The organism is Citrobacter sp. C5_2 (assembly GCF_014596845.2).
Taxonomy (GTDB): Bacteria; Pseudomonadota; Gammaproteobacteria; order Enterobacterales; family Enterobacteriaceae; genus Citrobacter; species Citrobacter werkmanii.
Genome location: NZ_CP115032.1, coordinates 2232575 through 2247530 on the forward strand (window position 1 = coordinate 2232575; position 14956 = coordinate 2247530).

Consider the following 14956-nt stretch of genomic DNA (forward strand, 5'->3'; position numbering starts at 1 on the left):
CGGGCCGCCCGATAAGCCGTTGGTCACAAAAGCCAAAAGCAACAGAGCAAGTGTAGTGGGGAAAATTACAGTAGACGAGGAAGGGGAGATAAATTCGCCCATCCGTCGCAGATGGGCGAAAATTAAGTATTAGTCACACTGAACTTTGATTGCCAGACCACCACGTGACGTTTCGCGGTATTTGGCGTTCATGTCTTTACCCGTTTCGTACATGGTCTCAATGACTTTATCCAGCGAAACGCGTGGCGCACTGGTTCGGCGCATTGCCATGCGTGCGGCATTAATAGCTTTTACGGAAGCAATGGCGTTACGTTCGATGCACGGAACCTGAACCTGACCGGCAACCGGGTCACAGGTTAAACCGAGGTTATGCTCCATACCGATTTCTGCCGCAACACACACCTGTTCAGGACTTGCACCCAGTAGCTCAGCCAGACCGGCAGCCGCCATAGAACAAGCCACGCCAACTTCACCCTGACAGCCGACTTCAGCACCGGAGATAGATGCATTCATTTTGTACAGTGCGCCAATTGCACCGGCCGCCAGGAAATAGCGGGTGTAGATATCCGGGCTGACGGACTCAATGAAATGATCGTAATAGGCCAGGACCGCAGGCACGATACCGCAGGCACCGTTAGTTGGCGCTGTGACAACGCGACCACCCGCGGCGTTTTCTTCGTTAACGGCCAGCGCAAACATGTTCACCCAGTCGATCACGTTCATCGGATCGTTGGAGAGCTTGTCGCTGGAGACCAACATACGACGCAGGGCAGAGGCGCGACGCGGAACGCGCAGCGGCCCAGGCAGGACGCCTTCGGTGTTCATCCCACGATCGATACAGGCCTGCATGGTTTGCCAGACGTTGCCAAAGTACTCTTCAATCTCTTTTTTGCTGTGCAGAGCAAGTTCGTTCTGCATCACCATGCCAGAGAGGGACAGGCCGGTGCTGTTGCAGTATTCCAGCATTTCAGTGGCGGATTTGAACGGATAAGGTACGCTGACCTCATTGGCGGTATCCTGACCAAAATGTTCTTCATCAACGATGAACCCACCGCCGATTGAGTAGTACGTTTTGCTGTAAATGACGGTTTCGCCATTATACGCATGGATCTGCATGCCGTTTTCATGCAGCGGCAGGTTGCCGTTATGAAAACGCATTCCATCATTCTGCGGGAAATCCACTTCGTGCTGACCCTGTGCAAGCAACAGGCGTCCACGCGCTTCTACATCGCGGATAAATCCGGGAATGCTGTCAATGTTTACGGTAGCAGGCTCGTTGCCCGCCAGACCCATAATAATGGCGATATCGGTGTGGTGACCTTTACCCGTGAGCGACAGTGAACCATATACGTCGACGGCAACACGAGTAACGCTGTCCAGTAATCCTTTTTCGACCAGGTCATCGACGAACTGTTTACCCGCCTTCATAGGCCCTACGGTATGGGAAGATGAGGGACCAATCCCCACCTTAAACATGTCGAATAGACTAATCACGATAATACTCCTACAGGGCGACTGGGCTTTCCAGTAACGATGTTATAACTGCGCATAGTGTAAGAGGGAACGCGGCGATCGGCTTAACTATTCACATGAATTAAACTAATAGATAACCGCGGTTTTACTAATGTTGCGACCTGAGTTTCAAGTTGTCTATGGCGTGCGTAAAGATAAGTATAGTCAGGGCTTGACGCCAATTTGCAGAGCCAGCTCACGAATTATCCCGGCGGTCATTCCCCAGACGAAATATTGCTCATACCACGAAAGCCACACGCGATGAGAATCACCGCGACGATAAATATCGAGCGGATGGTAACGCCCCAAATGTAACGCCTGCGCCAGCGGCATTTCAAACACCGCGGAAACCTCATCTTCACTGGCGCGATACGGCAGATTAGGCGGGATAATGCCGACGACCGGGGTAACCTGAAAACCGGTGACGCTGTCGACCGGCGGCAGGACGCCGATCACCTCAACGCATGACGGCGGAATGGCGACTTCTTCATGCGCCTCGCGAAGGGCTGCGGCGATCAACGAGGCATCGGTGCTGTCCACCGCGCCGCCGGGAAAGGCGACCTGGCCGGCATGTTTGCGTAGATGAACGGATCGCTGGGTTAGCAGCAGCCCCGGCTGTGGTCGGCGGACGACGGGGATCAGCACGGCTGCCTGGCGCTGGTTTAACGCGGCATGGTTGACCTGCGGGCGCAGGAGTTGGAAGCGCGATAAAAAATCATCAAGCGTCAGGCTGCTGTATTCCACGTGTCAGTTCTCCAGTTGGTGCAAAATACGATTCACTTTATCAAATGTTTCCTGATACTCCGCGTCTTCCTGACTGTCCGCCACAATGCCACCACCGGCTGAACAGTAAATCTGTCCGCCCGTCGTCGTCAGTGTGCGAATGGTGATGCTGGTGTCCATATTGCCGCAAAAGCTCAGGTAACCAATGCTGCCACACCAGGCATTACGTCGGTGCGGCTCCAGCTCATCTATAATTTCCATCGCCCGCACTTTCGGCGCGCCGGTAATGGAGCCGCCGGGGAAGGCGGCGCGCAGCAGGTCGGTAGCGTGCAAAGATTCCGGCAAACGTGCGGTAATGGTGCTGACTAAATGATGAACGGCAGGGAACGGCTCGACTACAAACAGCTCCGGAACCTGTACCGAACCCGGCACGGCAACGCGACCGATGTCATTGCGCATTAAATCGACGATCATCAGGTTTTCCGCACGATCCTTCGGTGAGTTCGCCAGCAGTTGGGCCTGCTCACGATCGGCATCAGCCTCTTCACGTCTTGGCAGCGTCCCTTTAATAGGACGCGTCTGGATGTGCTGGTTTTCCAACAGAATAAACCGTTCGGGTGAAAGGCTGAGGATTGCGCCTTCCTCAAGACGAATGAACGCGCTAAACGGCGCACGATTAGCGTGATTGAGTCGTACAAATGCCTGCCACTCATCGCCCTGATAATGCGCCTGAAAACGTTGAGCAAGGTTGACCTGATAACAGTCGCCGCTGTGCAGATAACTCTGGACCTGGCGGAATTTTTCGCCGTACTGGGCACGGCTCATATTGGACTGCCACGCCGAGGTTAATGTAAATGGCTCACGTTTTGATGATTGTTGCGCGTTGAGCCATTGCAGCCGCGCTTCGACATCGGTATGGCTGAGCAGGGATACGGTCTGCAGCTGATGATCGACAATCAGCGCCCAGTCGTAAATGCCGACGGCCATATCCGGCAGAGCAATATCGCGAGTGGCAATCGTGGGCAGCAATTCAAATCTTCTGCCAAGATCGTAGCCAAACAGACCTAACGCGCCGCCCTGAAACGGCAGATTGGGGTGATAGCTCGGGTGAATCCCCCGTGCGCTGAGCGCTGAATGTAATACCGTCATTGGGTCATCAAGCGTGCGTACAGTTGCGTGTCCGTCATAGACAACGGTTTCTTCTGCGCGCGTAACCAGCGTGGCGACGGGATCCGCCACCAGAATATCAAAACGGTTATGTGGATGGTCAGCATGACCCGAATGCAACAGCATCGCCCAGGGGAGATGGCTTAAGGTCGAAAAATAGCGTTCAGCGGCGTCCTGACGCCAGGGTAATGTGATTACTGCGGGAGATAACGTCTTCATCTGTCCTGACTCGTTGCTACTCTACTGGCTAACCGCCCGGTAGCATGAAATAATTAGCGCAGACAATTTAGCAGGAGTTAACAATGTTTGCAGGTTTACCTTCACTCAGTCATGAGCAGCAGCAAAAAGCAGTCGAGCGTATTCAGGAACTGATGTCGCAAGGGATGAGCAGCGGACAAGCGATTGCTCTGGTTGCTGAAGAGTTACGCGCCAGCCATACCGGCGAGCGGATCGTGGCGCGTTTCGAAGATGAAGACGAGTAACGTCTCTTACACCGCAGCGATAATCTTGATCTCTACTTTGTATTTCGGGTTCATCAACCCGGCCTGGACCGTACAACGTACCGGCGCGTGACCGGCAACGACCCACGCGTCCCAGGCTTTGTTCATCGCGGCAAAGTCACTTTTATCTGCCAGAAAAAGGGTGGCATCAAGAATACGTGACTTGTTGCTGCCCTGTTTTTCCAGAACTGCGTCAATTTGCGCCAGCGTATTCACCGTTTGTTCAAAGGCGTCTGCATCCAGGTTTTCCGGTACACCGGTGTAATACAACGTGTTGTTATGGATAACCACGTCGGACCAACGCGCTTCGGCATCAATGCGCACAATTGTCATAAATCATTCCTCATTTACGTTTTTCATAATGGCTTCAGGTTGCGCCAAGACTGCCATAATGTTGTGCCTACGTCACCTCTTCAACTGGCGAAAGACCCGCTGGCCTGACATAATCCCTGTTCAAATGAACAGGGGGCAGTGTGACGGACGATTTTGCAGCAGACGGTCAATTGGCTAAAGCGATACCGGGTTTTAAACCGCGTGAACCACAGCGGCAGATGGCCTTCGCCGTTAGCCATGCCATTGAAAAATCACAGCCGCTTGTTGTAGAAGCCGGAACCGGAACGGGTAAAACCTACGCTTATCTGGCACCTGCGTTGCGTGCGGGTAAAAAGGTCATCGTCTCTACCGGTTCGAAAGCATTGCAGGATCAGCTTTATAGCCGCGATCTCCCGACCGTCGCAAAGGCGCTGGAATTCACCGGCAAACTGGCGCTGCTGAAAGGGCGCTCCAACTATCTGTGTCTGGAACGCCTTGAACAGCAGGCGCTGGCGGGCGGCGACCTGCCGGTACAAACCTTAAGCGACGTCATTCTGCTGCGCTCCTGGTCAAATCAAACCCTTGATGGCGACATCAGTACCTGCGTCAGCGTGGCGGAAGATTCTCAGGCCTGGCCGCTGGTCACCAGCACCAACGACAATTGTCTGGGCAGCGACTGCCCGCTGTACAAAGAGTGTTTTGTCGTTAAAGCGCGTAAAAAAGCGATGGAGGCAGATGTGGTTGTGGTCAACCACCATCTGTTTCTCGCTGATATGGTGGTGAAAGAGAGCGGGTTTGGCGAACTGATCCCCGAAGCTGAAGTGATGATCTTCGATGAAGCGCATCAGTTACCGGATATCGCCAGCCAGTACTTTGGTCAATCGCTCTCCAGTCGTCAGTTGTTAGACCTGGCGAAAGACATCACCATTGCCTATCGCACCGAGCTGAAAGACACTCAGCAGTTGCAGAAGTGCGCCGATCGCCTGGCGCAAAGCGCGCAGGACTTCCGCCTGCAACTTGGCGAGCCGGGCTATCGCGGCAATCTGCGCGAACTGCTGGCTGACCAGCGTGTACAGCGCGCGTTTTTGTTGCTCGATGACACGCTGGAGCTGTGTTACGACGTGGCGAAACTGTCTCTTGGACGTTCGGCGTTGTTGGATGCTGCGTTTGAGCGTGCCACGCTTTATCGCGCCCGTTTGAAGCGCCTGAAAGAGATTAACCAGCCAGGCTTCAGCTATTGGTATGAATGCACCTCCCGCCATTTCACTCTTGCGCTGACGCCGCTCACCGTGGCGGATAAATTCAAAGAAGTGATGGAACAAAAGCCGGGCTGTTGGATTTTTACCTCCGCGACGCTGTCGGTAAATGATGACCTTCATCATTTCACCGCGCGGCTGGGCATAGATGACGCCGAGTCGATGCTATTGCCGAGCCCTTTTGATTACACGCGTCAGGCGCTGCTCTGCGTGCCGCGTAATCTCCCGCAAACCAACCAGCCGGGAGCCGCGCGCCAGTTAGCGTCAATGCTGCGTCCCATTATTGAAGCAAACAACGGTCGCTGCTTTATGCTGTGTACCTCACACGCGATGATGCGCGATCTGGCAGAACAATTCCGCGCCACCATGACGCTGCCGGTCCTGTTGCAGGGCGAAACCAGTAAAGGGCAACTGTTACAGCAGTTTGTCAGCGCAGGTAATGCGTTACTGGTTGCTACCAGCAGCTTCTGGGAAGGGGTAGACGTGCGTGGCGATACACTGTCGCTGGTCATTATCGATAAATTGCCGTTCACTTCGCCGGATGACCCGCTGTTAAAAGCCCGGATGGAAGACTGTCGCCTGCGCGGCGGCGATCCCTTCGACGAGGTTCAACTCCCGGATGCGGTAATCACCCTGAAACAGGGGGTAGGACGACTGATTCGTGACGCAGACGATCGCGGCGTGCTGGTCATTTGCGACAACCGCCTGGTGATGCGACCCTACGGCGCTACCTTCCTGGCGAGTCTTCCGCCTGCGCCGCGCACGCGTGACATTGCGCGTGCTGTCCGTTTTCTTGCCATACCATCGACTGAGTAATTTGTTACGGAGTGTGGTAAGATGCGCGCCAAATTTATTGATCTGATCACAAACACCCATGCGAATTCTGGCTATCGATACCGCCACAGAGGCGTGCTCTGTTGCCCTGTGGAATGACGGTACTATCAAAGCTCATTTCGAGCTTTGCCCACGAGAACATACCCAACGAATTTTACCGATGGTCCAGGAGATCCTGGCCGCTGGCGAATTAGCCTTATCCGATATCGACGCCCTGGCGTTTGGTCGCGGCCCAGGCAGTTTCACCGGCGTACGTATCGGGATTGGCATTGCTCAGGGGTTGGCGTTAGGCGCGAATTTACCGATGATCGGCGTCTCTACCCTGGCGACCATGGCGCAGGGGGCCTGGCGTAAGTCTGGCGCCACCCGCGTGCTGGCGGCGATTGATGCGCGAATGGGCGAGGTTTACTGGGCCGAATACCAGCGTGATGAAAATGGCATCTGGCGCGGTGAAGAAACCGAAGCCGTGTTAACGCCTGAACAAGTACATGAACGCTTGCTGCAACTGTCTGGCGAATGGGTCACTGTCGGAACGGGCTGGCCTGCCTGGCCTGAACTGGGTAAAGACAGCGGCCTGACGCTGAGCGATGGCGCTGTTCTGCTGCCGGCGGCTGAAGACATGCTGCCTGTCGCCACGCAATTGCTGGCTGCAGGTAAGACCGTGGCCGTTGAACATGCTGAACCGGTTTATTTACGTAACACCGTGGCGTGGAAGAAACTTCCCGGTAAAGAATGAATCTTAGTAGTACATCCCCGGTTAATTCGCGCAGTCGTCAGTGACCCGCATCGGTGAATTTTTCGGGGCAGGCGCTAAGAAGAGGGAGTCGCAATATGGCGGTGCAAAAGCAGGTAGTGAAAGGTGTGTTGGCAGGCGTATTGGCGTTAATGCTAAGCGGCTGCGTTACCATCCCGGATGCGATTAAAGGCTCAAGCCCTACGCCACAGCAGGATCTGGTGCGGGTGATGAATGCGCCGCAGCTTTATGTCGGACAGGAAGCGCGTTTCGGCGGCAAAGTGGTGGATATTCAGAACCAGCAGGGGAAATCCCGTCTGGAAATTGCCACGGTTCCTCTCGATAGCGGGGCGCGCCCCGTGCTGGGCGAAGCCTCTCGCGGACGAATTTTTGCCGATGTAAACGGCTTTCTCGACCCGGTGGATTTTCGTGGTCAACTGGTTACCGTCGTCGGTCCGATTAGCGGAACAGTGGACGGAAAAATTGGCAGTACGCCGTATAAATTCATGCTGATGCAGGTAACCGGTTATAAACGCTGGCATATTACTCAGCAGATTGTTATGCCGCCTCAGCCGATCGACCCCTGGTTCTACGGCGCGCGTGGCTGGCCTTACGGTGGCTACGGCGGATGGGGATGGTACAATCCCGGTCCGGCACAGGTTCAGACCATAGTAACTGAGTAACTCTTTGTTTTATTAGTGAAAGAAACAGCGGCTCGTCCGCTGTTTCTGCATTAATGTGGATATAAGAAAAATAAATAGTGACGTGCTTCGCAACCTTGTCGTTGTGTAATAAACAAACTGGTACGCTGAGTTAATATTATGTTAACAGTTTGTTTATTGCCTGGGGTTGTGATGACGACAAATATGCATTTTAGAGGTGATGTATTGAAAAAGGTTTGGCTTAACCGTTATCCCGCTGGTGTTCCTGCGGAGATCAATCCTGACCGTTATCAATCCCTGGTGGAACTCTTTGAACACTCAGTAAGGCGCTATGCCGATCAGCCCGCGTTTGTAAACATGGGGGAGGTGATGACCTTCCGCAAGCTTGAAGAGCGCAGCCGGGCGTTTGCGGCCTATTTGCAACAAGGGCTCGGGCTGAAAAAGGGCGATCGCGTCGCGCTGATGATGCCGAACCTGCTGCAATATCCGGTCGCCCTGTTTGGGATTTTACGTGCTGGCATGATCGTCGTGAACGTGAACCCCCTGTACACGCCTCGCGAGCTGGAACACCAGCTCAATGACAGCGGCGCGTCGGCGATTGTCATCGTGTCTAACTTTGCTCACACGCTGGAAAAGGTGGTCGATAAAACGTCGGTGCAACACGTGATCCTGACGCGTATGGGCGATCAACTTTCTACCGCCAAAGGGACGCTGGTTAACTTTGTCGTGAAGTACATTAAGCGCCTGGTGCCAAAATATCACCTGCCGGATGCCATCTCGTTTCGCAGTGCGCTGCAAAACGGTTATCGCATGCAGTATGTGAAGCCTGAAGTGGTGTCGGAAGATTTGGCGTTTCTGCAATATACCGGTGGGACAACCGGTGTGGCGAAAGGCGCGATGCTCACGCACCGCAACATGCTGGCTAACCTTGAGCAGGTTAACGCCACCTACGGACCGTTGCTGCATCCGGGTAAAGAGCTGGTGGTAACGGCCTTACCGCTGTATCACATTTTCGCGCTGACAATGAACTGCCTGCTGTTTATTGAGCTGGGCGGTCAAAACCTGCTGATTACGAATCCGCGCGATATTCCGGGACTGGTCAAAGAGCTGGCGAAATACCCCTTCACCGCGATGACTGGCGTTAACACGCTGTTTAACGCGCTGCTGAATAACAAAGAGTTCCAGCAACTGGATTTCTCCTCACTGCATCTTTCTGCAGGCGGCGGCATGCCGGTTCAACAGGCGGTGGCTGAGCGTTGGGTGAAGCTGACGGGTCAGTATCTGCTGGAAGGCTATGGCCTGACGGAGTGCGCTCCGCTGGTAAGCGTCAACCCTCACGATATCGACTACCACAGCGGCAGTATCGGTTTACCGGTTCCTTCCACCGAGGTCAAGCTGGTGGATGACGACGATAACGAAGTGCCGCCGGGAGAGCCGGGCGAACTGTGCGTGAAAGGTCCGCAGGTGATGCTGGGTTACTGGCAGCGACCGGATGCGACTGATGAAATCGTCAAAGACGGCTGGTTGCACACTGGCGATATTGCGGTGATGGATGATGAAGGCTTCCTGCGGATTGTCGATCGTAAGAAAGATATGATCCTGGTGTCCGGCTTTAACGTTTATCCGAATGAAATTGAAGACGTGGTGATGCAACATTCTGGCGTACAGGAAGTCGCTGCGGTTGGCGTTCCATCGGGCAGCAGCGGTGAGGCGGTGAAAATCTTCGTGGTGAAGAAAGATGCCTCGTTAACCGAAGAGGCGCTGGTCACTTTTTGTCGTCGCCATCTGACGGGCTATAAAGTACCGAAGCTGGTGGAGTTTCGTGATGAGTTGCCAAAATCTAACGTTGGAAAGATTTTGCGACGAGAATTACGTGACGAAGCACGTGCCAAAGTGGACAATAAAGGCTGAGCGTTAAGTCAGCCAGCAGAAAACGCCGGGTAATCCGGCGTTTTTTTTGGCGTAAACCTAAGAGAGCACGATTTGAATTATCAAATGATCACTACGGACGACGCGTTGGCCACGCTGTGCGAAGCCGTCCGTGAATTTCCGGCGATAGCCCTGGATACCGAATTTGTTCGCACGCGTACCTATTATCCGCAGTTGGGGTTGATCCAGCTGTTTGATGGCAAACACGTTGCTCTGATTGACCCACAGGGGATCACTGACTGGTCACCACTACGCGATATTTTACGTGATACGGCGATAACCAAGTTTCTGCATGCCGGTAGTGAAGATCTGGAGGTGTTTCTCAATGCCTTTGGTGAACTCCCTCAGCCGTTGATTGACACGCAAATCCTCGCCGCTTTTTGCGGTCGTCCGCTGTCGTGGGGGTTTGCCGCGATGGTGGAAGAGTTTACCGGCATAGCCCTGGACAAAAGCGAATCCCGTACCGACTGGCTGGCCAGGCCGCTGACCGAGCGTCAGTGTGAATACGCGGCGGCTGACGTCTGGTATTTGTTACCGATCACCACAACGCTGATGGCTGAAACCGAAGCCAGCGGCTGGCTGCCCGCCGCGCTGGACGAATGTCGCTTAATGCAGCAGCGTCGCCAGGAGATTCTGGCACCCGAGGATGCCTGGCGTGAGATCACCAACGCCTGGCAACTGCGCACCCGTCAGTTGGCCTGTCTGCAACTGCTTGCCGACTGGCGACTGCGTAAAGCGCGCGAGCGCGATCTGGCGGTAAACTTCGTGGTGCGTGAAGAACACTTATGGGCGGTGGCGCGTTATATGCCGGGTAGTCTGGGCGAACTGGACAGCCTGGGTCTTTCCGGCAGCGAAATTCGCTTCCACGGCAAGACGCTGATTTCCCTTGTCGAGAAAGCGCAGGCTTTACCGGAGGCGTCGCTGCCGCAACCGCTACTGAATTTGATGGATATGCCAGGCTACCGCAAGGCGTTCAAAGCCATTAAGGCGCTGGTTGCCGAAGTCAGTGCGGAGCAAAATCTCAGCGTCGAGCTGCTGGCTTCACGTCGCCAGATCAACCAGTTGCTCAACTGGCACTGGAAATTAAAGCCGCAGCAATCCCTGCCTGAGCTGATTTCCGGCTGGCGTGGCGAACTGATGGCTGAGCGTCTTAACGCGCTGCTGTTGGAGTATCCGCAGTAAGCAAGCTAAAACGGGAGCCGAGTGCTTTAATGCTAGTCAGTTAGCGTCTCAGTATCAGAAAGCATCAACCAGTATTAGCGGAAGTAATGAACATGCAATATCAGAGAAAGGGTTCCGTTCACCTCATGTTCATCGTTTCTCTGAGACACTGATTCCTGTGAGCGTGTAAAGGGCGTTCTCCGCCACGCCCTTTACAATCCCGACTCCCGGCGGGAAAATTGCCGCTCCGCGGTTCCCTCTGCTTATTCCTTCAGGCTACCGGGCCGGGCGCGAGGTAGCGTCCCTGCAAAGCGCGCCCTGAGCCAGCATCCATGCTGGCTCTCCCGGCCTTACGGAAACACGTCGGCAATTTTCAGCCGGACCAGCCACACCTGATCACCTGTATTTTTATTTGAATGTATCTGAACAGCAAAACAGATTTAACTGGAAGTCAGAGCGTCGAAGCGATGACCCATGTCCGGCTTAAAATCGATGAGGCGTTGACAGCTGACCGGGGCTGTCCGCAGGGATGCGGACAGAGGGGACGGCCTGCATGGAGGCAGGCTCGACCCCGACCCGACAGGCAGATGGCATAAGACGAATGACAAAATTGCCGGGAGCAATTTTGAACAGCGCTTGCGCTGGCCCCGAAGGGGTGAGCCCCAGGGATGGGGCGAATAATCGCACAGCGACGATTTTCCCGCCGGGAGCCTGGGTTGCAAGGGAGGAGACGGTGAACCTCCCTTGCCCGTTCACGGGTAACTGCGTTTCAAGAAATGACAGTGCTGAGGTGAACGGAATCCTGAGTAAGAATCACATATTCTCCATACATGCTTAACTGATCGGTATTAGAGCCGGGTGCTCCCGTTTTTAATGACATGAAGGTTAACTGCGCAGTGCCCGACTAATGGCCTCACCAACCTGCTGTGTGGTGGCGTTACCTTTCATATCTGGTGTTTTCGGGCCGCTGGCAATAACTTGCTCAATTGCCGCCAGAATGCCGTCGTGGGCGGCCTTATAGTTGGCATCACCGTGACCAAGGAAGTCGAGCATCATCGCGCCAGCCCAGATTGTCGCGATTGGGTTGGCGATATTTTTACCGTAGATATCAGGGGCTGAACCGTGTACCGGCTCGAACAGGGACGGGAAGGTGCGTTCCGGGTTTAAGTTGGCAGATGGCGCAATGCCAATTGTACCGGTACAGGCCGGACCGAGATCGGAGAGAATATCGCCAAACAGATTGGAAGCGACCACGACGTCAAAACGTTCCGGCTGCATCACAAAGCGGGCGCAGAGAATATCAATATGCTGTTTATCCCAGCGGATCCCGGGATAGTTGGCCGCCATCGCTTCGACGCGCTCATCCCAGTAAGGCATGCTGATGGCAAGACCGTTTGATTTAGTCGCTGAAGTTAGCGTTTTGCGCGGGCGGCTTTGCGCCAGTTCAAAGGCGTAACGCAATATACGGTCGACACCACGACGGGTGAAAACCGACTCCTGGATCACCATCTCGTGTTCGCTACCTTCGCTCACACGTCCGCCGAGGGAAGAGTACTCCCCCTCGGTGTTCTCACGCACGACGTAGAAATCAATGTCACCCGGCTGTTTGCCCGCCAGCGGACAAGGGACACCGGGAAACAGCCGCACCGGGCGCAGGTTAACGTACTGATCGAATTCGCGGCGAAACTTAAGCAGTGAACCCCAGAGTGAGATGTGGTCCGGGACGGTGTCCGGCCAGCCCACGGCGCCAAAATAGATAGCATCGAAGGATTGCAGCTGTTCACGCCAGTCATCCGGCATCATCTTGCCGTGATGGGCGTAGTATTCGCAACTGGCCCACTCTATTTGTTCAAAGCTAAGCGACAGGCCCCAGCGTTCGGCGGCTGCCTGTAACACATGAATGCCTTCAGGCAGGACTTCTTTACCAATGCCATCTCCGGGGATAGCGGCAATACGATAGGTTTTCTTCATAGCAGCTCTCACTTGTACGCCATCAAAATTGACTTTCCCCTCATCCTATAATTGACTGAACGATAGATAATCCCCCTAACTGGTGAAACATAAAACACAGATCATGAATAATCTGCCGCTGTTAAATGATTTGCGCGTCTTTATGCTGGTTGCGCGCCGCGCGGGTTTTGCCGCCGTCGCCGAAGAGTTGGGTGTATCACCGGCTTATATCAGTAAGCGTGTAGCCCTCCTGGAGCAGACGCTGAACGTGGTGCTATTACACCGGACAACACGGCGGGTGACCATCACGGAAGAGGGGGAGCGGATATACGAATGGGCGCAGCGGATCCTGCATGATGTCGATCAGATGATGGACGAGCTGTCCGATGTCAGGCAGATCCCGCAAGGGATGTTACGTATTATCAGCAGTTTTGGTTTTGGCCGCCGGGTGGTGGCTCCTGCGTTGTCTGCGCTGGCGAAAGAGTACCCGCAGCTCGAGCTGAGGTTCGATGTTGAAGACCGTCTGGTGGATCTGGTGAATGAGGGCGTCGATCTCGATATTCGTATCGGGGATGATATCGCACCTAATCTGATTGCCCGTAAACTGGCAACTAACTATCGCATTCTTTGCGCCTCGCCGGAGTTTGTGGCGCAGCATGGAATGCCGAAGCAACTGAACGATCTCTCTACTTTTCCCTGCCTGGTCATTAAAGAGCGTGACCATCCGTTTGGTATCTGGCAAATGCGCAATAAAGAGGGGACTCACTCAATTAAAGTGACCGGACCTCTGTCATCTAATCATGGCGAAGTGGTGCATCAATGGTGTCTTGACGGCCAGGGAATTGCTCTGCGTTCGTGGTGGGATGTCTGTGGCAACATTGCCAGCGGACATCTGATACACATATTGCCTGAGTATTATCAACCAGCAAATATTTGGGCGGTTTATGTTTCGCGCCTGGCGACGTCGGCAAAAATCCGTATTACCGTTGAGTATTTGCGCCGCTATTTTGCCGAAAACTACCCGAAGTTTACGTTGGAATAAATGTGTTGCAGATTGGCAAAGGACGAAAATTAAAAAAGGCAGAATAATCTGCCTTTTTTGCAACCATGACGCATTTACACAAAAGGTTATTTAGACTCTTCTGCTTCAGGTAATGTTACGTTCAGCTCGAGGATCGAAATATCGCCGTCTTTTTGTTCAAGCTGTACGGTGACCATTTCTGGATCAATTTGTACATACTTGCAGATAACGTCGAGAATATCCTTCCTTAACTGCGGTAAATAATGTGGCTCGGCGTCACTACGACGACGTTCCGCAACAATAATCTGCAGTCGCTCTTTAGCGATGTTCGCTGTGCTCTTTTTCCGCGAGAGAAAAAAATCCAGTAATGCCATAACTTATCCTCCGAACAGGCGTTTGAGGAAACCTTTCTTCTCTTCTTCAATGAAGCGGAAAGGACGTTCTTCTCCCAACAGACGGTCTACGGTATCAGCATAGGCTTTACCGGCATCAGCATTGATGTCGAGAATAACCGGCTCACCCTGGTTAGACGCGCGCAGGACTGACTGATCTTCAGGAATCACGCCAACCAGCTTGATTCGCAGAATTTCCAGTACGTCTTCCATGCTCAGCATGTCACCTTTATTTACGCGGCCAGGGTTGTAGCGCGTAAGCAACAGATGCTCTTTAATCGGCTCTTCACCGTTTTCTGCGCGGCGGGATTTCGACGCCAGAATACCCAGAATACGGTCTGAGTCGCGTACAGAAGAGACTTCCGGGTTTGTGGTGATAATGGCTTCATCAGCAAAATACAGGGCCATCAGCGCGCCGGTTTCGATACCCGCCGGGGAATCGCAGACGATGAAGTCAAAGTCCATCGCTTTCAGATCGTCCAGAACTTTTGCGACGCCTTCACGCGTCAGCGCGTCTTTATCGCGGGTCTGTGAAGCCGGAAGAATAAAGAGATTCTCGGTACGCTTATCTTTGATTAACGCCTGATTTAACGACGCATCGCCCTGAATAACGTTGACGAAGTCGTAAACGACGCGGCGTTCACAACCCATAATCAGATCAAGATTACGCAGGCCGATATCAAAATCAATAACGACAGTTTTCTTTCCCTTCTGGGCCAAACCTGTAGCGATGGCCGCGCTGGAGGTGGTTTTGCCAACGCCCCCTTTACCCGAAGTAACAACAATAATGCGTGCCATAGAAAT

The 14956-nt window shown here is 53.8% G+C and carries 14 protein-coding genes; 7 read left to right on the forward strand and 7 right to left on the reverse strand.

The window, feature by feature from the left end:
- Positions 1-129 precede the first annotated feature (129 nt).
- From sdaA to pabB, 3 genes are all read right to left on the reverse strand, one after another.
- Entirely contained in the window at positions 130-1494 is a 1365-nt protein-coding gene (gene sdaA / locus ICA20_RS10895; RefSeq protein WP_038641271.1) for an L-serine ammonia-lyase, read from the reverse strand.
- A 183-nt stretch (positions 1495-1677) separates the two neighbouring features.
- Positions 1678-2256 (reverse strand): CoA pyrophosphatase, encoded by a 579-nt coding sequence (locus tag ICA20_RS10900; RefSeq protein ID WP_038641269.1) that lies wholly within the window; start codon positions 2254-2256, stop codon positions 1678-1680.
- 3 nt (positions 2257-2259) lie between these two features.
- Positions 2260-3621: an aminodeoxychorismate synthase component 1 gene (pabB, locus tag ICA20_RS10905; protein WP_038641267.1), complete on the reverse strand. Its 1362-nt coding sequence runs from the start codon at positions 3619-3621 to the stop codon at positions 2260-2262.
- Between the two features lie 83 nt (positions 3622-3704).
- On the opposite strand from pabB, the gene ICA20_RS10910 reads away from it, so the two are divergent.
- Positions 3705-3884: a YoaH family protein gene (locus tag ICA20_RS10910; protein WP_003020986.1), complete on the forward strand. Its 180-nt coding sequence runs from the start codon at positions 3705-3707 to the stop codon at positions 3882-3884.
- 6 nt (positions 3885-3890) lie between these two features.
- Here the strand turns inward: ICA20_RS10910 and ICA20_RS10915 are convergent, their stop codons facing one another.
- The gene (locus tag ICA20_RS10915; RefSeq protein WP_038641265.1) at positions 3891-4235 is read right to left on the reverse strand and encodes a RidA family protein; all 345 of its coding nucleotides are present in this window, start codon (positions 4233-4235) and stop codon (positions 3891-3893) included.
- Positions 4236-4375: 140 nt separating this feature from the next.
- On the opposite strand from ICA20_RS10915, the gene ICA20_RS10920 reads away from it, so the two are divergent.
- From ICA20_RS10920 to rnd, 5 genes are all read left to right on the forward strand, one after another.
- Positions 4376-6286: an ATP-dependent DNA helicase gene (locus ICA20_RS10920; RefSeq protein WP_038641263.1), complete on the forward strand. Its 1911-nt coding sequence runs from the start codon at positions 4376-4378 to the stop codon at positions 6284-6286.
- 58 nt (positions 6287-6344) lie between these two features.
- Positions 6345-7040: a tRNA (adenosine(37)-N6)-threonylcarbamoyltransferase complex dimerization subunit type 1 TsaB gene (tsaB, locus tag ICA20_RS10925; RefSeq protein ID WP_038641261.1), complete on the forward strand. Its 696-nt coding sequence runs from the start codon at positions 6345-6347 to the stop codon at positions 7038-7040.
- Positions 7041-7135: 95 nt separating this feature from the next.
- A complete protein-coding gene (locus ICA20_RS10930) occupies positions 7136-7720 on the forward strand; it encodes a Slp family lipoprotein (protein WP_038641259.1) in 585 nt (194 codons plus the stop codon).
- Positions 7721-7924: 204 nt separating this feature from the next.
- Entirely contained in the window at positions 7925-9610 is a 1686-nt protein-coding gene (fadD, locus tag ICA20_RS10935) for a long-chain-fatty-acid--CoA ligase FadD (RefSeq protein WP_123261005.1), read from the forward strand.
- A gap of 84 nt (positions 9611-9694) precedes the next feature.
- Positions 9695-10810 carry a ribonuclease D gene (gene rnd / locus ICA20_RS10940; protein ID WP_038641255.1) on the forward strand — a complete coding sequence of 372 codons (1116 nt, stop codon included), beginning with the start codon at positions 9695-9697 and terminating at the stop codon, positions 10808-10810.
- 864 nt (positions 10811-11674) lie between these two features.
- Here the strand turns inward: rnd and ICA20_RS10945 are convergent.
- Positions 11675-12760 (reverse strand): tartrate dehydrogenase, encoded by a 1086-nt coding sequence (locus tag ICA20_RS10945; protein WP_038641251.1) that lies wholly within the window; start codon positions 12758-12760, stop codon positions 11675-11677.
- 103 nt (positions 12761-12863) lie between these two features.
- On the opposite strand from ICA20_RS10945, the gene ICA20_RS10950 reads away from it, so the two are divergent.
- Entirely contained in the window at positions 12864-13781 is a 918-nt protein-coding gene (locus tag ICA20_RS10950; protein ID WP_038641248.1) for a LysR family transcriptional regulator, read from the forward strand.
- Positions 13782-13867: 86 nt separating this feature from the next.
- On the opposite strand, the gene minE is transcribed toward ICA20_RS10950, so the two are convergent.
- Positions 13868-14134 carry a cell division topological specificity factor MinE gene (gene minE / locus ICA20_RS10955; RefSeq protein WP_003833739.1) on the reverse strand — a complete coding sequence of 89 codons (267 nt, stop codon included), beginning with the start codon at positions 14132-14134 and terminating at the stop codon, positions 13868-13870.
- A 3-nt stretch (positions 14135-14137) separates the two neighbouring features.
- Complete coding sequence (minD, locus tag ICA20_RS10960) at positions 14138-14950, reverse strand: septum site-determining protein MinD (RefSeq protein ID WP_038641246.1); 813 nt, start codon at positions 14948-14950, stop codon at positions 14138-14140.
- Between the last annotated feature and the right edge of the window lie 6 nt (positions 14951-14956).

Excerpts from the sequence above, each read along its gene's own strand:
- tsaB (WP_038641261.1), top strand. The coding sequence starts at position 6,345 with ATGCGAATTCTGGCTATCGATACCGCCACAGAGGCGTGCTCTGTTGCC.
- ICA20_RS10910 (WP_003020986.1), top strand. The coding sequence starts at position 3,705 with ATGTTTGCAGGTTTACCTTCACTCAGTCATGAGCAGCAGCAAAAAGCA.
- ICA20_RS10915 (WP_038641265.1), bottom strand. The coding sequence starts at position 4,235 with ATGACAATTGTGCGCATTGATGCCGAAGCGCGTTGGTCCGACGTGGTT.
- rnd (WP_038641255.1), top strand. The coding sequence starts at position 9,695 with ATGATCACTACGGACGACGCGTTGGCCACGCTGTGCGAAGCCGTCCGT.
- ICA20_RS10930 (WP_038641259.1), top strand. The coding sequence starts at position 7,136 with ATGGCGGTGCAAAAGCAGGTAGTGAAAGGTGTGTTGGCAGGCGTATTG.
- minD (WP_038641246.1), bottom strand. The coding sequence starts at position 14,950 with ATGGCACGCATTATTGTTGTTACTTCGGGTAAAGGGGGCGTTGGCAAA.
- minE (WP_003833739.1), bottom strand. The coding sequence starts at position 14,134 with ATGGCATTACTGGATTTTTTTCTCTCGCGGAAAAAGAGCACAGCGAAC.
- pabB (WP_038641267.1), bottom strand. The coding sequence starts at position 3,621 with ATGAAGACGTTATCTCCCGCAGTAATCACATTACCCTGGCGTCAGGAC.
- ICA20_RS10945 (WP_038641251.1), bottom strand. The coding sequence starts at position 12,760 with ATGAAGAAAACCTATCGTATTGCCGCTATCCCCGGAGATGGCATTGGT.
- ICA20_RS10950 (WP_038641248.1), top strand. The coding sequence starts at position 12,864 with ATGAATAATCTGCCGCTGTTAAATGATTTGCGCGTCTTTATGCTGGTT.